The sequence below is a fragment of the Burkholderia sp. SRS-W-2-2016 genome (assembly GCF_001931485.1).
GTDB lineage: Bacteria > Pseudomonadota > Gammaproteobacteria > Burkholderiales > Burkholderiaceae > Paraburkholderia.
This window is the reverse complement of the sequence record NZ_MSDV01000075.1, coordinates 200,007-216,834: the sequence shown is the minus strand read 5'-3', so window position 1 is coordinate 216,834 and position 16,828 is coordinate 200,007. Positions and strand designations below refer to the sequence as shown.

Genomic DNA, 16,828 nt, shown 5'->3' with positions numbered 1-16,828 from the left:
TCATCGGTGCTCCAGCGGTTCAGGGTCACATAGACAGCTGATCTGCCGATAGGCAGTCGAACGCGTCGATACGGCAATAGAATTTTGCCATCACACTCTACGTGCGCAATCTTCACTTGCAAATTCGGTCAGTCTGAGACGTTCGACATTGGGGCCTGAATCGTCGACAATCGGTGACTGCACCCTGTGATATCTCCGGACCTCGGCCACAAGCATGCTCAAAACTCGCTTATCTCTTTCTCTCGATCTCGCTCGCTACCCCGTTCTCGGCCTTGGCATACGGTGGTGATAGTTCAGACTACGATCAATGCATTCTGCATTCCTTAGCAAATAGTCAAAGCATCTTTGCGGCTCGCGAGATTAGCAACTCGTGCGACGCGCTTTACAGAAATGGCGCAATGCTTCTGCCGCGCGAAAGAGCGTATCACTTGTGTGTTCTGCAAAATGTACAAACCGTGAGAGGAGCGTTCGCGGTCAACGAGATACTGCATGCATGCCGACGTCAAAATCAGATGTAGCACCGAGGTCGTTGACCATTGCAGCGCTGAGATTCGCAAGATTCAGTTTCGATTGTTTCGTCGACCCTGTCCCGTCGTGACGTAGTGTGACCGTGGCATGGACGGCTGCGTTCGGAAGGTCCCAAGGTCCGCAACAGGTCGTCCTGAACCGGTCGCCGTCGGGCTCTGTGCGGCCCAGCTTCAGCCATTCGACACTGCGGCCTGAATCGTCGACAATCCGTCCAACTTTGTGATGTCACTATGGAGTTGATTCATGAGTCGTCCGACTGGGAAAATCATCGTAGTGGCATTGACGATCTGTGTGATGTGCATTGTCATAGGCTTCTACTATTTCAAGTGGCAGGGCGTGGACACATCGATTGTCAATGACCCTGCCTACCCTTCTGCCGGAGGTATGCGCTAAGGCCCATCGCGAAGCGACGGTGCCGAGCCGTTCGATGCATGACGCATCGGGCACTAGTCGGCCATGGGCCGACATTTCTATCGCGCTGCATGTTGTCCTTCGAATGACTCATGTTCGCGCGGAGCGCGACGCTGAACGCAAAGGTCAATGGTCTCGCTCTTCGACTTTGAGCACTTCTAACATCGCGGTGGCAGAAGCCGGACACACGCCCCGGAACTGGCTGGATGCCAGCAGAGGCAGCGGCACTTCCTCGCGCTCGACGCGTGCAAAGCCTTGACCAGCAAAATAGTGCTCAGCTGTAGTAGTTAGCAACACCACCGATCGAACGGCTCGCAGTTGGCATGCTGCCAACAAATGGGCAACGATGGTTTTGCCGAGACCGGCACGACGGGCGTCCCCCACAACGACAATCGAACGCATAAGGGCGAAGTCTGCGTAATATTCGACGCCGCCACACGCTATGATCACTGACGACTTCACTCCTACAACGAAATTGGTCAGGTGCTCAGCAACGCCAACCGTGGGCAAATTGTTGGCTGCGAGTAATGCCTCTATCGTGGCGAGGTCGGATGCGGTTGCTGATCGAAGATGCATGATGCGGGTCCTAGTTTGCCAATGGGGCCTCAAAGGCCGGAAGAATTTCGGACCGACGCTGAACGAGAGCGGCAACCGGAACCGATCGCATTAGATGGCCGATTGATTCACGCGCTTCATCAGTTCCTCGGCGCTCTCCTTGCGCTCGCTGTACCGGTCTACCAGGTACGGACCGATGTCGCGCGTCAGCAGCGTGAATTTGACGAGTTCCTCCATCACGTCAACGACGCGGTCGAAATAGGCCGAAGGCTTCATGCGGCCGGCTTCGTCAAACTCCATGAACGCCTTGGCCACCGACGACTGGTTGGGGATCGTCAACATGCGCATCCATCGTCCAAGCACGCGCATCTGGTTGACGGCGTTAAACGACTGCGAGCCGCCGCTGACCTGCATTACGGCGAGTGTCTTGCCTTGGGTCGGCCGCACCGCCCCGACCGAAAGCGGAATCCAGTCAATTTGCGCCTTCATGATGCCGGTCATCGCGCCGTGCCGCTCCGGCGAACACCAGACCATGCCTTCCGACCACAGCACCAGCTCGCGTAGCTCGGCCACCTTGGGGTGGCTGTCCGGCGCGTCGTCCGGCAGAGGCAGGCCACTTGGATTGAACGTACGAACTTCGGCACCCATCGCCGTGAGCAGGCGTGCCGCTTCTTCGCTCAGCAGGCGGCTGAAGGAGCGCTCACGGAGCGAACCATAGAGCAGCAGGATGCGCGGCGGACGGGGCGACGCTTTGGCAGGCTGCAGGCAATTGATATCGGGTACGCGAAATAGAGCCGGGTACACCTGCGGGAGATCAGTCATGAGATCGGGCACGTTTACCATCAGTGGCGTTTCCATATTCGTTAGGCGCACTCGTACCAGTCTTTCGAGCGGTTGACGATGCGCACCACGAGCAACATGACCGGCACCTCGATCAGCACGCCCACGACCGTCGCAAGCGCGGCCCCTGAGTTGAATCCGAACAGACCAATTGCAGTGGCGACAGCCAGTTCGAAGAAGTTCGAGGCGCCAATCAGCGCCGATGGACAGGCAATGTTGTGCTTCTCGCCGACCACGCGATTGAGCCCGTACGCAAGCGCCGAGTTAAAGAATACCTGGATCAGAATCGGCACAGCGAGCAGCACGATGACAAGCGGCTGCTTCAGGATGGCCTCGCCCTGAAACGCGAAGAGCAGCACCAGCGTCGCCAGCAACGCGGTGATGGACCATGGGCCGATCTTTGCCATCGCGGCATCGAACGCCGCCTGCCCTTTGGCAAGGAGCATCTTGCGCAGGATCTGCGCGAGGATGACCGGAATCACGATGTAGAGCACGACCGACGTAAGCAGCGTCGCCCATGGCACTGTGATCGCGGAAATGCCGAGCAGCAGGCCGACCAGCGGCGCAAAGGCGACCACCATGATGCTGTCGTTCAGCGCGACCTGGGAAAGCGTGAACAGCGGGTCGCCACCGGTCAGCCGGCTCCAGACAAAGACCATCGCCGTACAGGGCGCGGCGGCAAGCAGGATCAGGCCCGCGACGTAACTGTCGAGTTGCTCTGCAGGCAGCATCGGCGCGAACAGGTGCTTGATGAAGAGCCATGCGAGCAATGCCATCGAGAACGGTTTGATCAGCCAGTTCACGACGAGCGTCACGCCGATGCCCTTAACGTGCTGGCGCACCTCATGCAGCGAACCGAAGTCGACCTTGACGAGCATCGGGATGATCATCACCCAGATCAGCAGGCCGACCGGCAGATTGACGTGCGCATATTCCATCCGGCCGATCGCCTGGAAGACCCCAGGCAGGACTTGCCCAAGCAGAATGCCGGCGACGATGCACAGCGCGACCCAGACGGTCAGGTATCGCTCAAAGAAGCTGATGGCCGGTTTCGCGGCCGACTTCCCCGAAGCGGCAACATTGGGGGTGTTCATGGGGTGACTTGATGGAGAGGATTCAGCTCTGAAGGATGTCGTTTAGCGCCTGCTGCAGCTCGGTGTTGTCCAGACTTTCGAGTGGGAGCGTGAGCAGTTGCAGCATGCGGTAGCCGATCGCTTCGCGCGTGAGTTCGAATGCGTGCCGCTTGCCTTCATCGCCGCCCGGCGCGTTCGACGGATCGGCGTAGCCCCAGTGGACCTTGACAGGGCTGCCCGGCCAGAACGGACACTGTTCGGCCGCAGCGCTGTCGCAGACTGTGATGACGATGCGCATCTCGGGTGCACCGTCCTGCACGAATTCATCCCAGCTTTTGCTGCGATAGCCTTGCGTATCGATACCTGCGTTCGTCAGCGCTCCGAGCGCGAACGGATTGATGCGTCCGCTCGGGGCGCTGCCCGCGCTGTACGCGCGGACGTCCTTGCCGAGCTTCTTCGCCCAGTGGTTCAGCATGCCTTCGGAAAGCACACTGCGCGCGGAATTGTGCGTGCAGAGGATGAGTACGTTTGTGGTCACGGTGTTGTCTGTGCGCAGCGTCATCAGCAGCAGGCCGAACCGGCGGGCTTAACAGGGATGCCAATGGGTTTGCCGCTCGGGGCACAGCAGGACGTTGCCCCTGCCGACGACGATGTTTGCCTGCTCTCTCCATATACCGGAGCGCCGTCCAGCGTATGGAAGTGTTCCCAGGCGATACCCTGCGGATCGAGAACCCAGTGCTTGTCGCTGCGCGCATAACAGCAGGTGGTTTCACCCTGATCGAGCAGGGCCATGTCCGCAGCCTCGGCCCGCTTTGCGAGTTCGGCAAGCTCGGCCGCGTCGTCCACCTGGAGACCGAGATGGTCCACACCGGCCTTCGTGCCGCGCGTTGAAATCGCGAAGTTCACGCGGGGATCGTCCAGCATCCATTTCGCGTAGTCCGCCTCGACGCGCGCCGGTTCGGCGGCGAAAAGCTTCGAGTAGAACGCGACGCTGGTTGCGAGGTCGTCAACGTGGACGTGGATGTGGAACCGCTTCATGGTGGTTCTCCGTCAGCATTTGCATGAGGTAGTGCCAGGCTCAAGGCAAGGCTGCCCCTGACAGCAGTTTTCGGTCAGGAAACCCAGGACCGCGCTCATCTGGTCATAGGCGGCCCGATAGATCAGGCTGCGCCCGTCGCGCTCCTGCGTGACGAGCCCCGCGTGCATCAGCTCCTTCAGGTGAAAGGAGAGTGTCGCGTTGGGAACATCGAGCTGTTCCGCCATGCCACCCGGCGTCAAGCCGGTCGGACCTGCGACGACCAGCATGCGGAACACACGCAGGCGTAGCTCGTGAGCGAGCGCCGCAAGGGCGCGGATAACATCTTTATCTTCCATATTTCCAATATATTCGAAATGACGCATGGAAGCAAGTCGCTACGGCAGTTCACCAGGGGCAATGACGGCTATCGTTTTGCAAGCGGACCTCGCTGAGACGGCGGGTCGAAGGACAGTTCAGAGTTGACCACAGCCTTCCGCGGCGGGCAGTAGTCGGCCAGGAACGGTCTCTCGACACTGACGCCTGAATCGCTGACAATCGGCGACTGCCGCTGTCAACCTCCTGATATTGGCCACAATAATGCGCAAACTCGCCTGTCTGTTCCTCTGGATCACCCTCGTCATCCCCGTCTCGACTTTGGCATACGGTGGTAACAATCCAAGCTACGATCAATGCATCCTGCAGTCGTTGCAAAACAGTCAGAGCAGTTTTGCGGCTCGCGCGATTAGCGACTCGTGCGATGCTCTTTATAGAAATGGCGAAATGCTTCTTCCGCGCGAAAGAGCGTACCACCGATGCGTACTGCAAAATGTGCAGACCGTGAGAGGAGCGTTTGCGGTCAACGAGATAATGCATGCATGCCGACGTCAAAACCCGATGTAGGACGGAGCCGGCTGACGCTTGAGCAAAGCTGGCGATGTGGCCGCCGCTGGCCCGTTATCCAAATCACATGAGGCAGCGGTCGGCCAAGAGCGGTCGGTGGAAACTCACATACACATCGTCGACAATTGTGGTGGGCATTGGGGTGATATTTGCCGCGGCCGTGACAAAGGTCCAACGGTGGTGACCTTAGCACGAATCCTTTTTACTCAGCCTGCCGCCCAATCCCGCCATGACCGATTGGCCCTCTGCAGTCCCAGAAGGAGTTAGGTACCCAACTAAACATTAAACTCGCTGTCGCGCGTCAACCTTGAAATCACCTACCGATTGAGTGGCCGAAGAAACCTTTTGCGTCGAATCAGCCTAGACTATTTTCCGGCATTTCCTTTGTGTGCGATCTGCCGTCGAGTGGAGTAGAGCTGTGTTCCAGACCATACCCTGACACCGTCCCGCTTCGTAAAAACCGTTTGTTGCACTGTTAGAAGCGCTAGCCTTCTGCGCGACATACTCTCATTCGATAAGTTAGGTTGCTCAGACGGACGGTCTCTGTTGAAAATGTTTCCAACTCACCTGTCTCATACGAAACCTTGCCCTGAAGTTTAAGAGCCGTGTCCGCAAGAGGTAAGTCGAACGACTCCGAAAAGACCTGGCCGGTGTTTGGCAGACTTGTATAGAAGGTGGCGGGTGTGCCCTGATTAATGTAATTCATTATTGCAGCGGCCCCGTTCGCTTGGTATCTGAATTCATCGGAAAAATGCAATAGCGGGGTAGGGTCGAACGTTCCGGCGGAATTGAAATGGTGCGAATAGTAGTACGCTCCGTCGCCAACTTCCACAGAGGACGTCCCTAGCACTGGATATTGCGCTCTGATGAACAAGTTGACCGCACTACGCTGATCAGTGACTTCGGGCGCCACGACCGCTAATCGGTCAATTATCGTAGATGCTGTTCCGGCGAAACCAGGGGAAGTGTCAGGGTCGTACGCATTGCCATCGTGGTCGGTTAGATAGCGTAGCGTAGTCCTGGCACAGCCAGCCACCAGCTGGGATAACGAGTCGCACAGGTAAGTAGGAATATAGGTGGGTAAATCAGGTCCATCGCCCGCGATTTTGGAAATATCCATCTGGACCCTGTAATCGTACGAAGACAACGGCTCCTCTATGTTGTTCAACTGCGAGAGGACCATTCCGACAATTTGTGAGCGTGCATAGAGCGCAGAGTTCATGTACGTCGCAACGAAATTGTGGCCCGATATATCATTTTCATTGAAGTCGACCGGGACATTTGCGGGAAGGGTTGATGACGCAACCATGAAGCGGAGCGCGTTGATAACCATGTCCTTATCCGACGTTACGTATGGTCCGCCACCCGCGACAAAATCCGCTGGACTCGCAACCCCGACGACCTTAAAGCTTTGAGTCGTGATTGCAGGGTTTGTATAGAGGAGCCTGTATGCCGCGTTCGCATACAGGTTGCCCTGTGAATGTCCAACGACCAGTACACGTCGACCATGATTCAGGATGTCGTCGGTATATGCACCAACGTCCTGCAGAACCTTATCATCTACGTAGGCGTACTCTGACTCGAACTGTTGTTTCAGTTCCTCGGAGGACTGGTTGGCGACGGTCGATATCAGCGAATTTACGGATGCAACAACCACAGGGTTGATGTCCGCGGTAAGGCCTAAAAACACCTTCACCAGAAGCTCCCACGAGAGAGAACTGTCCTCAGTAAGCTTTTGCTGGAATACGGTCGTCAAGTCTGCAAGGAAACCCCCGCTTGGATTGAACGAATTACCATACGATACGGGCATCCGATGGTATTTCGGACCAATGGCAGATTGAAGTTCCAGCCGGCTTTCGACCCAATCATCTGGCGTATTCATGATCCCATTTCCGAAATATATGCGAAATGGTGAGTCGCATCGATTTTCCTGCTCATCTCCCAACGCGTGTTGAAAAAACAATGAAATTGAGAGCAAAAACACTAATTTTAAAGTTTTATTCATTCGCATGGACTACTCCCACTGTATCCGGGGATCACCTGACCCCCGAGGTTTTTCGTGGCAAGCGCATACGCGCTGAAGTTTTCAGGTGTATTGAGTAGAAGCGCGAGTAGCTGTTTGGACTGTATCTGGTATTGCTCCGGGGCCTTCGCCCTCAAACATTGAATTGCTTTATCGATCTCCTGGATACCTTGGCGTGCTCCGGCCGGGCTTCCGCCAGCGGAAAGAAATTTCTGTTCCGCATGTGCATATTGAAAGAATGCGCGCCGTTGTTCACCATCCGGATATTTGTTATTTATCACTTCATCAATGTCATCCCGTACGCCATTGTGGTTGGCGTCACCACTTATCGCTGACGATCGTCCGTTAGTCGTCGTGTCGCCATACGCGTTTCGCAAATGCTCAGCTTCCGGAGCGCCGGAGGCGGAAGTACCCGGGGACGTTGTGGCAATGACCCCTTTGTTCGATAAGACCGGTTTTTGACTTTCCGCTCGTGTTATAAAATAATATGTTGTTGCTATCGCAGCACAACCAATGACTAAATAAACAACAAAGGTTTTCATCTGGGAAATCCTTTTTTTGGGAACAGTAGTGAAACTTCCAAGCGCAGTCAATCTAAATATTGATTAAATGCCAATTGGATATCCACAGTGAGTTGCTCCCATGTCTGCACGACTAGGCGCAAGACACAAGGACCACGTTGGGACGCGGGACCCCATTGGGTTAGAAAGCAAATCTTGCCTATTGCATACAGCGATGGAACTAGAAACGAAGAAGGCTGCCCCGATGTTTTGTATGGTTTAACGCAGTAATGCTTTCCACGTCAAATGTCCGTTATCAGCGAATCTGAGGGACCGTTCAGGGTCGGATTATGCCTTTCGCATAGGAGGTGAGCCCGACCCGATTGCCGAGGTTGGTCGTCGGGCACTAGCCGACCAAATGCCGTCGCTCGACTGTTGGAACCAGCTGGTCGACAATCTCGTCTGGCAACACCCAGCAACTCCGGAGGCAGACATCATGACAAATGAAATAGTTCTCTCTGCAAAGCGTGTTCGGTACTACTCGGAGTGCGACGAAACTGCATTTTTTGAGTGGCTCGACAAGCTGTCGAGCGTGAAGCGCTATGAAGGCGAGCTCGACGTATTAAGTATCTATGTCGATGAGACCAAAGTCGACGAGAGTGCTTTGCGCGAGTTGCTTGCTCTGTTCCAGCGTTTTGCGGTGGAGATGGAGCAGCTTCGCGTCTTTGACCGACAGGAATTCGCGCCCTGGTTCCGGGATCCGCGGGCCTACTGGCACGCCGTGGTGTTTCAATAGCAGTGAAAGATTTAATCTTCCGAATACGACGAAGCAGGCATTGAACGTCTGCTCTCGATAGATGCATCCGACCGCTGTGGGGTCGAACAGAGCCTTCCAAAGGACTTTCTGCGAAGAAAAAAAGCCGACTCTGAAAGCCGGCTTGAACGATCTGACGGCCGCCGCCGGAACCTGAGAGAGAATCCATTTTGCGGCACTTCGACTGAGCGGCTTCGGGACTATGGCGTGCCAATTTCCGGTTCATTCCCCCCTGCCGCCCCGAGTATCCGATAGAGCGCCTGACGCGAGATACCCAGGGCCGTGGCGGCATGGCTCTTGTTGCCCTCGGCTATCCTGAGCGCCTCGCGAACCGCCTCGGCCGTCGGCAACTTCCTCTGTAGCCGCTCCTGTTTCGCAAACGTCGACAGGTAAGCGTTCGCCTTGGTCACGCGGCTGTGGCCTGCCGCCTGAACAACGCGGCGCATCGCCTCCTGGTGCGCCTGTGGATCTGGACGCTCACTGGCCCGCTTGATCGGCGCCGGTGTTCCTGCTGTCCGTTCATATAGCGATTGCAGATAGCCATGGCGCAGGCCGTGACTCGTGATGCCCAGACCCGATTTGGTCACGCCGTGCTTTTCCAGCACGTAGTAATACCAGTCACGCCATTGCGTCAGCGTCCGGCCAGCCGGCACTGTCGAGCCCGTCACGCCGTTGCTCAGGCTCGCCGCTTCTTCCAGAATCGCCATCTTCGCTTCGAGCGGCACCTCGCGCGGAAGGCCGCCCTTCGTCCCGCGTACGACGGCCAGCACCTGTGGATTGCGGACGGCCTCAACCGGGCGCAACATAAAACTCTCCTGGACGCGCACACCGAACGCCGCCTGTAGCTTCAGTTGCACCGCCGTGTAGGGGCACGTCTGTGCGATCTCTTCGATCTTGGCTGCAGCGTCAATGCCGTGCGCCTCCCATGACTTGTCCTCGGTCGCGACGTAACTACGCACAAGACCATGCTCGCGGCGGTCAACATAGTCGGCCAGCGTTCGCACCAGTTTTGGCTTGCCCATCCATTGCGCGATCGCCCGCAGGTAGGTCAGCTTGTTCTCGATCGTTCCACCGCTCTGGCCGTCCGCGACCCAGTGCCTGACAAGACATTCGACATGCTTGTGCTTGAGGGACCACGGCGTCTGCAACGCATAGCCGTGATGCCGCAACTCCCTGAACGACTTGCACAGTGCCGTCGCCCGACGTTCCTGCGTCTTGATTGACAGCGCCTTGTGACTGATCCGGGTGGTGCTGTGAACCTGCGTGACGTGCGTATCGAATAGAGCGAGCAGCGCATCCCTGAACCCGGGAGCGAATCTGTATTTGTTCACCACTGCACGCACGTTGAGAATGGCGGCCATCTTGACGCTCCGCGCGGCGAGCTCGCCGCAATATCGTTGTCCGGCGCTCGCTGGTTCGCAGCATCCCTACCTGATGCCGTGGCCCGAACCAGCGGGCTTGTCTTGTCTTCGCCGCCTGCGCGGCTTCGCCGTTTCCCCGGCGCGAGGGTCCTGCCTTCCGTTCCTTTAGCGATTCCATCCGATCAGCCAGATGCATGGGAAGAGCATGCGGTCCGACTGTCCAACCTGCTGCCTGCCGGCGTGCATCGCGCTTCGCGCAACACACCACCGACGTATTCGCGAGGCATCCCTGCCGTCGCGCTGCGCGGATGACTCCGCCTGATGCAGCTTCGTGGCTACCCTGCCAGCGTGACGCTTCGCACGTCAGGTTCGTTCGCCGCTTCGCGGTGACGCCCCCTCGCTATGTGCCGGGCAATACCTGATACGCGTTTGTGTACGGCCGCGCGCGCCGTGTTCTCTTCCGTCAGGGAATCGCGGTGTTCCGTTCTTTTCCGGTCCGCAGGAGTTCCCCCGCCCCCAAGCACGTTCATCTCCGCCGCGGTGTATCGGGCTTCGTGAACGCACCCAGCTATTGCTGAAAGGGCGTGTGCAAACGCACATGAGCATACGAAAAGTGTCCGGTGTCCGGTCTCTCCACATGTCCTCATTGCGTCATATCGCGGCAAACCACCGCCAATCGTATGGATATCGCACTGTTCGGGGGTCCTCATGGTGGACCATCGTGGACTTGATTTGCTTAAGAAAAAGGCCGCTTCATCGTGCGGCCCGGTCACCTGCTGTTTCTGGCCCGTTGCGGGCCTGAGGATAAGGACGTGCGAGTGCCTTGCACTCAGGTTCGATGCGTCATGGACGCAGTAGGTGGACCAAGGATAGAGGCGAATTGCCCCGGTGCGCCGCCCGAAAGCTGCTCAGAACCCGCTGGCTTTTGTTGACTTGACTTTGATGAGCGCTCGATAGACTCGAAATCAGGCAGAACTGACAGAAAAGTGTCAGTTCCACCAGCAACGCCTGGCGCGATTCGCAAACTGACACTTAAGTGTCAGTAATCTGATAGTTCGCCGGTCCACGTGAGATGTGGCCGAACAAACTGATACTTATCTGTCAGTTTTCTGTCACTTCATCGCGATCCCTCAAATCGAATGGAGTCATCTTGAAAACCTCCGTCTTCGCAGTCGACGTCGGCTACGGCAACACCAAGTATGCACATCGCGCAGCCAGCGGCAGCATCGCCACCGGCATGTTTCCGTCTCTCGCCCCGCTTGCCGCCAGCCGCGCACTGTCCGGCTACGGCGACAGCGTCCTTGCTTCGCGCAAGGTCGTGACGATCGTCATCGACCAGATTGAGTATGAGGTCGGTCCCGATGTATCCCTGACTGCCGCTTACGGCAATACCGGCCGCGCCCTCTCGAATGACTTCGTCCTGTCTGACAACTACGCTGCCCTGCTCGCCGGCGCGATTCATTTCGCCGGTGTGACACATATCGAACGTCTGGTGCTGGGCTTGCCCGTCCACAACATGAAGAAATATTCGAGCGCCCTGCGTGACCGCTTCACAGGCAACTTCGATTTCGGCGCAGGACGCGTTACCGTAGAGAAGGTGGTGGTCATCCCGCAGCCGCTTGGCTCGCTCGTCGCGGCGTCGGCCAACCGCCAGAGCGAGTTCGGTCGGGACAGCGCGCATCTTGTCATCGACGTTGGCTATTTCACGACCGACTGGGTTTATGCGAATGGCTTCACGATGGACGACAAGCGAAGCGACGGTATTCCGGGCGGTGCATCGCAGATCTATCAACGGATCGCGGCACTCATTTCGCGCGACCAGGACGAACAGGTCGAGGACATCGAACGCATTGACAAGGCATTACGCGAGCGCAAGCCATTCTTTTTCTATGGCAACGACGTCGACCTTGACCCATACCTGGAACAGTCGCAGCCGGTCATCGCTGGAGTCGTGAAGGAAATGCAGAACAACGTCGGGCAACTGACGAATGTGCGATCGATCATCCTGTCGGGAGGCGGCGGCGCCCTGTATGCGCCCGCCATCCGGAAGGCGTTCCCGCGCGTTACGCTGGAAGTCATCGAGTCACCCTGCATGGCAAACGCGAAGGGCTTTCTGATCGTCGGAGAAGCTGGCCTCACGCGTGAGCGTGCTACTGCTAAAGCATGAGCGAGAAGTTCGACATGAAGCTGGTCATCGACGCGGTGACCACGCCGCTTCTCCATGCGCGACTGAACCAGGCATCGTCATACAGGGAGCGTGCCGCTCTCCTTCGTTCGCTTGCCGAGTCCGCCCTCCGCGGCCAGGAATCGGCAGGCATGGACGGCGCGGCTTCCTTTGCAGCCGGCTACTTCTTCTCGTCGAGAGTGCAACCGGCGGCCGCGCTGTCGCGTCCTCCGGAAGAGGCGCCGCGCGTTTTGCCAGAAGCTGCTGCCAGCGTCGGTCCGAGTCCCGTTGATTCCGGCAACGGCGACCCGGTCAGTAGTTACGACGTCAATGAAATAGCCGATGCGTTCGGCTCGTTCGTCTGAGCGCGGCGACTTGACTTCTATGCGGCGATGCGAAGATGGGTTATCGCATTGGTGTGTTTATGGCGCGCAGCGCCTTGCACCGGTGCAACACTCCGGGGGTTATATGCTGGAACTGATCGAAATTGTCCGAGGTGGTCTTCCGCTCAACGAGGCCCGTACGTGGCTGTTTTTCGCGACTGCCGCAGCCTGCTGCTTTGCAGGCTGGTACAGCTACGATGTGCTCGCCTGGTATGTGAACAGGAACAAGGGAGTTTAAAAATGGAACTCATCGACAGGATGGTCCCGTACTACAGGAAGTTTATGGCGCTGCCCTTCTTCGCCCGCCGCGCGATCATCTTTGTTGCATCGGTCGCCCTGTGGTGGTTCGCTGCGATGCTCGCGAGCAGGCATACGGTCGATATGGACCTGTGCGCCATGCTGCTACTCACGAGCATGGCTGGCGTAGTGTGGTCGAGCGAAATCTGGCGGCTGTGGAAGGTCTTCGCGATCGTTGTGGTGGTATGCCTGGCCATCCTTAAATCCTGAAACTGACGAAACCGCGCAGACGAAAAAAAACGGCTCCCTTTTTGGGGAGCCGCGTCGTTTCAGAGGTTGTATTCAGTGCGGCCGGGGAGCCGCGGTAACAAGTAGGCGGCGGGCGCAAAAATCCCACGCTTCATCGAAACTCTGGTCGCGGCTGGCGTATTGCGAATTGCCCGCTGCCTTCCGGTCAATCACATCGTACGCCACGGCTTCGGACTTGCCGACCGGCTGACGGCCGCCTTCGACCCCGTTCGTAGCAACGATTGCGAAACCACCCACGAGAACCTGGAACGAGCGCATTTTCTTCTCCAGAAAAATAGCCCGACGTGACATTCCCCGGCGGGGGATATCCCCACCGGGCAAGATAAAAGATGAGCGGCCGAAGCCGCGCTCACTGCAATACTTCAGACGACCGCTGCGAGGTGCGCAGCTTTCGTGACGCCGTGACGTGTCTCCATCGACGGCGCCGCATTCGTGCACCGCGCAACCCACTCGTCAGCGAAGTCGGTTCCGCGAACGCGCGGCCGGTGAATGATGGCTGTGAACCCTTCGGCTCTCAGACGCTTTGCGAGCTCGACGCCACCTGCAACGCCGACGGACTTGCCGGTCTTGGGATCGACGGCGTCGAAGTCAACGAAAATGTGCACGACGCGAATACCCAGGCCGTCCGGCACAACGAACTGACGCATCAGCCCAATGTTCAGGCAGTACCACGTCGGCACATCGAACAGCATGTGCGCAGCACAGGCCGTCTCGAGCCCCTCAGCGACACCGATTTCGCCATTGACTGGCTCCATCAGACGGACCGCGCCACCAGCGAGCGGATTGAGCGTCATATCGTTGAGTTTCGGGTCGAGGATTTCGCCGTCGGCCGACACGATCTGCGCCTTTGCGGGCGTCGATCGTTCCAGAAACGTCCGGTGCAGCGTACCGAGTCGGCCATCGGGCAATTCGAACCGCGCGAGAATTCCCGGCCAGCTGCCGATCACCTTCTTCTCGTACCTGTACTCGAGCATGCCGAGCCGCAACCCCGGCGACGGCGCAACACGCAGGCCGGGCACGCGAGCGCCCAGGTAGCGCATCACAAGGTCGCCCACCGACAGTGGTTTTGCTGCATCCCACATCGAGCTCAGACGCCTGGCAGTGAACTCCGGGCTTGCCTTACGCTTCGGCTTTGGCGGTTCAGTAGTTCCAGTCGAACGGATTGCCAGCGGCGCAGAACCACCGTCGATCTCGCGCATCAGCCGGTACAGCCCCATCCGGTTAACGCGTGTGATCAGTTGAAGGCCGTCGCCCGCCATCACGTCGCCGTCGTTGCAATGGCGGCATACCCAGTCGCCTCGCCCACGCCTGTTGTCGTAGGTAAACCGATCGTCACCGCCGCAAACGGGACACGCACACGCCTTGCCCGTCAAACGGTCAGCAGGCACGCCATAGCTCATGAGGAGCGAGATCCATTGCTCCGGGGAGCGCGCGAACTCCTTCAGCTTGCGCTGTAGCCACCCGTACTGCTCGGGCGTGAGTTCCCTTCCATTCAAACTCATAAGTCACTCTCCTTTGCGGAAGTGGGTTAGGTCGGTGCCTGAGACAGGCGTAAGAACGCGTGCTCAAAAAAGCGGTCCGCGCATTGGCAGGCGGCTTTTTTCAGCAGACGTGCTGGCTGGATAGAAAAGAAAGACCGGCGCGAACGGCCGGTGCAGAAGATCCGTCGCACGACACGCCCGAAGGCGTGTCGGTGCGAAGGTGAGGTGTTACGGGAGAAGAATTGGAAGAATGGTGAGCCTTTCCGGGATCAGATAATCGACCACGCTGAACGCGTGTGAAAACCCCGGAACGGAATGTCGTCATCCATCTCATCGAAGCCACCGCCACGCGGAGCACCACCGCCACCATGAGACGGCTGCGGAGGTTGCGCGCGGGTGCCAACATTGTCCGGCGCACGCGACTCACTGGAACGCGAGGCCGGCGCGGGCCGAATGGCGCGCGAGCCACCACGCTGTTCGAAGTCACCGCCGCTCTCGCCACCTCTACGTCCGCCGAGCATCTGCATCTGCTCTGCGACGATTTCGGTCGAATAGCGATCGGTGCCGTCCTGCGCCTGCCACTTGCGCGTGCGGATGCGCCCTTCGAGGTACACCGACGAGCCCTTCTTCAGATACTCCGACACGATTTCGGCCAGACGCCCGAAGAACGAAACACGGTGCCACTCGGTGGCTTCCTTCATCTCGCCCGATGCCTTGTCCTTATAGCGATCGGTCGTTGCAAGACGGATGTTCGCCACTGCGTCACCGCTCGGAAGATAACGAACTTCCGGGTCTGCGCCGAGGTTGCCGACGAGAATCACCTTATTTACAGATGCCATTCTGATTTCCTCTATTTAGTAATTGACCATAGCCACTTGTCCCACAGCGCCTGTTTGCCATCGACCATGACCGGACTGCCATCGCTACGGAACGCAGGGACCTTGATCTTGCGCAGGCGCCGTACGGAAACAACATCACCGACGACGCAGCGACATTCAGCGATTGCGTCCTTCAGACCTTCGCCCTGAAGCGTTCGCTCGCCTGTCGTCGTGTCGATGTGCATGGCGAACGAGTTGTAAAAGCGTCCGGGCTTGTTGCGATCCGGGAACCGCTCTTCTCCCCAGGACAGGATGCGACCCGTCACCGCGGCGTCAGTCGACTCCCGTGGCACTCGAGCGCGCGTGGCGCTGCCGCGTGCGGGCCGGTCCTCATCGCCGCTCATGTGCGAAGCAGGAAGCCCAGCTTCAGGCGTCGGCGCTTCATTCGTGTCACGTGGCTCTGACTTCGGGACGTTGAGCGATGTGCTGCCCCCCGATGTGCTGTATCCACGAATCGCGGTCGAGATCGCAGCCTTGAGCGTGCAACGATGGGAAGCCACCTGTGACCAGTGGGGAGCGAGGTCCGGCACGATCTTCAGGCCGAACTCGGTTTCCTCGGTGTGATCATCGAAAGCGGGGACGAACTCAACAATGTGATCGCCCTCGTCGACGAACAGGTGCGGCGTGTCACCGATCAAGACCACCGTTTCGTTTGCCGCTCCCTGCCCTATCTCGTGCGGCACACTGCCGCTACCGGTCGCATGAGACGAAGACGTCTGAACAGGTGCGGCCGGCGCGCTGGCCTCGGGTGATGGTGAGGTGGGTTGTGCGACAGATTTGCCGGGGAAAAGCTCCGCGAGTACGCGGTTAAGGAGTGATCCAGCGTTTGCCATGTTGACTCCTACAGCAACGTGCCGAAGCACATGCGTTGCAGTTCGCGCAGATCCCGCGCGAGAAGGGGCGTGCTCAAAATGACGTCCTGCAGTGCCTCGGGATCAATGCCGTTGACCTTGCAGACGTAGACATACGGCAGCGCGCCACCCCAGTAACCCATGATCCAGCCAAGCGTTGCGCGGTAGTCATCGACATCGAGCTTGCGGTTACGCAGACGCTCGGAGAGCAGTTCCGCGCAGTCCATCAGCGACTCCGGCATGCGGTCGCCGCGACGGCTGTCACTCGCGAACGAGATCAGCGCGTCGATCATCCTGTCGCGAACCGTGTCGCTCCAGAACTGTGGATCGGGAAGAGGGTCAGGCCGGCGGGTAGTGACGAGAACCGGCGAGGAATCGCCGAACATGTCCAGCTGCCAGGCAGCCACATGCGTTTCCATGGATTGCTCCGGTGTCTGGCCGGCAATCACATGACCCGTAACCGGGAATGGATTCCCGGCATGGGTTGAGGTGCCGTCACCGA

The 16,828-nt window shown here is 58.3% G+C and carries 21 protein-coding genes; 7 read left to right on the top strand and 14 right to left on the bottom strand.

Features of this window, described 5'->3' with window-relative positions:
• Window positions 1–191: 191 nt before the first annotated feature.
• The gene (locus tag BTH42_RS36370) at window positions 192–518 is read left to right on the top strand and encodes a VF_A0006 family four-cysteine protein (RefSeq protein ID WP_075305146.1); all 327 of its coding nucleotides are present in this window, start codon (window positions 192–194) and stop codon (window positions 516–518) included.
• A 547-nt stretch (window positions 519–1,065) separates the two neighbouring features.
• Here the strand turns inward: BTH42_RS36370 and arsN2 are convergent.
• From arsN2 to BTH42_RS31725, 6 genes are all read right to left on the bottom strand, one after another.
• Window positions 1,066–1,515, bottom strand: coding sequence for an arsenic resistance N-acetyltransferase ArsN2 (gene arsN2, locus BTH42_RS31750; protein ID WP_075305129.1), 450 nt, complete (start codon window positions 1,513–1,515; stop codon window positions 1,066–1,068).
• Between the two features lie 90 nt (window positions 1,516–1,605).
• Window positions 1,606–2,316 carry an arsenical resistance protein ArsH gene (arsH, locus tag BTH42_RS31745; protein ID WP_372237300.1) on the bottom strand — a complete coding sequence of 237 codons (711 nt, stop codon included), beginning with the start codon at window positions 2,314–2,316 and terminating at the stop codon, window positions 1,606–1,608.
• A gap of 41 nt (window positions 2,317–2,357) precedes the next feature.
• Window positions 2,358–3,428 carry an ACR3 family arsenite efflux transporter gene (arsB, locus tag BTH42_RS31740; RefSeq protein ID WP_075305128.1) on the bottom strand — a complete coding sequence of 357 codons (1,071 nt, stop codon included), beginning with the start codon at window positions 3,426–3,428 and terminating at the stop codon, window positions 2,358–2,360.
• Between the two features lie 22 nt (window positions 3,429–3,450).
• Window positions 3,451–3,945 carry an arsenate reductase ArsC gene (locus BTH42_RS31735; protein WP_075305144.1) on the bottom strand — a complete coding sequence of 165 codons (495 nt, stop codon included), beginning with the start codon at window positions 3,943–3,945 and terminating at the stop codon, window positions 3,451–3,453.
• 23 nt (window positions 3,946–3,968) lie between these two features.
• A complete protein-coding gene (locus tag BTH42_RS31730) occupies window positions 3,969–4,445 on the bottom strand; it encodes an ArsI/CadI family heavy metal resistance metalloenzyme (protein ID WP_075305127.1) in 477 nt (158 codons plus the stop codon).
• A 12-nt stretch (window positions 4,446–4,457) separates the two neighbouring features.
• Window positions 4,458–4,781, bottom strand: a complete 324-nt coding sequence (locus BTH42_RS31725) for a helix-turn-helix transcriptional regulator (RefSeq protein ID WP_075305126.1) — start codon at window positions 4,779–4,781, stop codon at window positions 4,458–4,460.
• Window positions 4,782–5,022: 241 nt separating this feature from the next.
• On the opposite strand from BTH42_RS31725, the gene BTH42_RS36365 reads away from it, so the two are divergent.
• Window positions 5,023–5,325, top strand: a complete 303-nt coding sequence (locus BTH42_RS36365) for a VF_A0006 family four-cysteine protein (RefSeq protein WP_075305125.1) — start codon at window positions 5,023–5,025, stop codon at window positions 5,323–5,325.
• Between the two features lie 484 nt (window positions 5,326–5,809).
• Here the strand turns inward: BTH42_RS36365 and BTH42_RS31715 are convergent, their stop codons facing one another.
• Window positions 5,810–7,207 carry a hypothetical protein gene (locus tag BTH42_RS31715; protein WP_143752276.1) on the bottom strand — a complete coding sequence of 466 codons (1,398 nt, stop codon included), beginning with the start codon at window positions 7,205–7,207 and terminating at the stop codon, window positions 5,810–5,812.
• A gap of 119 nt (window positions 7,208–7,326) precedes the next feature.
• Entirely contained in the window at window positions 7,327–7,890 is a 564-nt protein-coding gene (locus tag BTH42_RS35145; RefSeq protein ID WP_143752275.1) for a hypothetical protein, read from the bottom strand.
• A gap of 376 nt (window positions 7,891–8,266) precedes the next feature.
• On the opposite strand from BTH42_RS35145, the gene BTH42_RS31710 reads away from it, so the two are divergent.
• Window positions 8,267–8,644 (top strand): hypothetical protein, encoded by a 378-nt coding sequence (locus BTH42_RS31710; RefSeq protein WP_218642031.1) that lies wholly within the window; start codon window positions 8,267–8,269, stop codon window positions 8,642–8,644.
• A 218-nt stretch (window positions 8,645–8,862) separates the two neighbouring features.
• On the opposite strand, the gene BTH42_RS31705 is transcribed toward BTH42_RS31710, so the two are convergent.
• Window positions 8,863–10,023 (bottom strand): phage integrase N-terminal domain-containing protein, encoded by a 1,161-nt coding sequence (locus tag BTH42_RS31705; protein ID WP_075305123.1) that lies wholly within the window; start codon window positions 10,021–10,023, stop codon window positions 8,863–8,865.
• 1,150 nt (window positions 10,024–11,173) lie between these two features.
• Between BTH42_RS31705 and BTH42_RS31700 the strand changes: the two genes are divergently transcribed.
• The 4 genes from BTH42_RS31700 to BTH42_RS31690 all read left to right on the top strand — a co-directional run bounded on the left by BTH42_RS31700 (window position 11,174) and on the right by BTH42_RS31690 (window position 13,077).
• Window positions 11,174–12,190, top strand: a complete 1,017-nt coding sequence (locus tag BTH42_RS31700; protein ID WP_075305122.1) for a PRTRC system protein D — start codon at window positions 11,174–11,176, stop codon at window positions 12,188–12,190.
• Window positions 12,187–12,552: a hypothetical protein gene (locus BTH42_RS31695; protein ID WP_075305121.1), complete on the top strand. Its 366-nt coding sequence runs from the start codon at window positions 12,187–12,189 to the stop codon at window positions 12,550–12,552. Before BTH42_RS31700 ends, BTH42_RS31695 begins: the two co-directional genes overlap by 4 nt.
• A gap of 103 nt (window positions 12,553–12,655) precedes the next feature.
• Complete coding sequence (locus tag BTH42_RS35715) at window positions 12,656–12,808, top strand: hypothetical protein (protein ID WP_178392275.1); 153 nt, start codon at window positions 12,656–12,658, stop codon at window positions 12,806–12,808.
• 2 nt (window positions 12,809–12,810) lie between these two features.
• Entirely contained in the window at window positions 12,811–13,077 is a 267-nt protein-coding gene (locus tag BTH42_RS31690; protein ID WP_075305120.1) for a hypothetical protein, read from the top strand.
• A gap of 72 nt (window positions 13,078–13,149) precedes the next feature.
• On the opposite strand, the gene BTH42_RS31685 is transcribed toward BTH42_RS31690, so the two are convergent.
• From BTH42_RS31685 to BTH42_RS31665, 5 genes are all read right to left on the bottom strand, one after another.
• The gene (locus tag BTH42_RS31685) at window positions 13,150–13,374 is read right to left on the bottom strand and encodes a hypothetical protein (protein WP_075305119.1); all 225 of its coding nucleotides are present in this window, start codon (window positions 13,372–13,374) and stop codon (window positions 13,150–13,152) included.
• A 104-nt stretch (window positions 13,375–13,478) separates the two neighbouring features.
• Window positions 13,479–14,618, bottom strand: a complete 1,140-nt coding sequence (locus BTH42_RS31680) for a primase-helicase zinc-binding domain-containing protein (protein WP_075305118.1) — start codon at window positions 14,616–14,618, stop codon at window positions 13,479–13,481.
• A 248-nt stretch (window positions 14,619–14,866) separates the two neighbouring features.
• Window positions 14,867–15,436, bottom strand: coding sequence for a single-stranded DNA-binding protein (locus tag BTH42_RS31675; protein WP_075305117.1), 570 nt, complete (start codon window positions 15,434–15,436; stop codon window positions 14,867–14,869).
• A gap of 11 nt (window positions 15,437–15,447) precedes the next feature.
• A complete protein-coding gene (locus BTH42_RS31670; protein WP_075305116.1) occupies window positions 15,448–16,308 on the bottom strand; it encodes a hypothetical protein in 861 nt (286 codons plus the stop codon).
• An 8-nt stretch (window positions 16,309–16,316) separates the two neighbouring features.
• Window positions 16,317–16,745 (bottom strand): hypothetical protein, encoded by a 429-nt coding sequence (locus BTH42_RS31665; protein WP_075305115.1) that lies wholly within the window; start codon window positions 16,743–16,745, stop codon window positions 16,317–16,319.
• Between the last annotated feature and the right edge of the window lie 83 nt (window positions 16,746–16,828).

Bases quoted from the DNA above. Each gene is read 5' to 3' on its own strand.
- arsN2 (WP_075305129.1), bottom strand. From the start codon at position 1,515: ATGCATCTTCGATCAGCAACCGCATCCGACCTCGCCACGATAGAGGCA.
- arsH (WP_372237300.1), bottom strand. From the start codon at position 2,316: ATGACTGATCTCCCGCAGGTGTACCCGGCTCTATTTCGCGTACCCGAT.
- arsB (WP_075305128.1), bottom strand. From the start codon at position 3,428: ATGAACACCCCCAATGTTGCCGCTTCGGGGAAGTCGGCCGCGAAACCG.
- BTH42_RS31730 (WP_075305127.1), bottom strand. From the start codon at position 4,445: ATGAAGCGGTTCCACATCCACGTCCACGTTGACGACCTCGCAACCAGC.
- BTH42_RS31725 (WP_075305126.1), bottom strand. From the start codon at position 4,781: ATGGAAGATAAAGATGTTATCCGCGCCCTTGCGGCGCTCGCTCACGAG.
- BTH42_RS36365 (WP_075305125.1), top strand. From the start codon at position 5,023: ATGCGCAAACTCGCCTGTCTGTTCCTCTGGATCACCCTCGTCATCCCC.
- BTH42_RS31715 (WP_143752276.1), bottom strand. From the start codon at position 7,207: ATGAATACGCCAGATGATTGGGTCGAAAGCCGGCTGGAACTTCAATCT.
- BTH42_RS35145 (WP_143752275.1), bottom strand. From the start codon at position 7,890: ATGAAAACCTTTGTTGTTTATTTAGTCATTGGTTGTGCTGCGATAGCA.
- BTH42_RS31710 (WP_218642031.1), top strand. From the start codon at position 8,267: ATGCCGTCGCTCGACTGTTGGAACCAGCTGGTCGACAATCTCGTCTGG.
- BTH42_RS31705 (WP_075305123.1), bottom strand. From the start codon at position 10,023: ATGGCCGCCATTCTCAACGTGCGTGCAGTGGTGAACAAATACAGATTC.
- BTH42_RS31695 (WP_075305121.1), top strand. From the start codon at position 12,187: ATGAGCGAGAAGTTCGACATGAAGCTGGTCATCGACGCGGTGACCACG.
- BTH42_RS35715 (WP_178392275.1), top strand. From the start codon at position 12,656: ATGCTGGAACTGATCGAAATTGTCCGAGGTGGTCTTCCGCTCAACGAG.
- BTH42_RS31690 (WP_075305120.1), top strand. From the start codon at position 12,811: ATGGAACTCATCGACAGGATGGTCCCGTACTACAGGAAGTTTATGGCG.
- BTH42_RS31685 (WP_075305119.1), bottom strand. From the start codon at position 13,374: ATGCGCTCGTTCCAGGTTCTCGTGGGTGGTTTCGCAATCGTTGCTACG.
- BTH42_RS31680 (WP_075305118.1), bottom strand. From the start codon at position 14,618: ATGAGTTTGAATGGAAGGGAACTCACGCCCGAGCAGTACGGGTGGCTA.
- BTH42_RS31675 (WP_075305117.1), bottom strand. From the start codon at position 15,436: ATGGCATCTGTAAATAAGGTGATTCTCGTCGGCAACCTCGGCGCAGAC.
- BTH42_RS31670 (WP_075305116.1), bottom strand. From the start codon at position 16,308: ATGGCAAACGCTGGATCACTCCTTAACCGCGTACTCGCGGAGCTTTTC.
- BTH42_RS31665 (WP_075305115.1), bottom strand. From the start codon at position 16,745: ATGGAAACGCATGTGGCTGCCTGGCAGCTGGACATGTTCGGCGATTCC.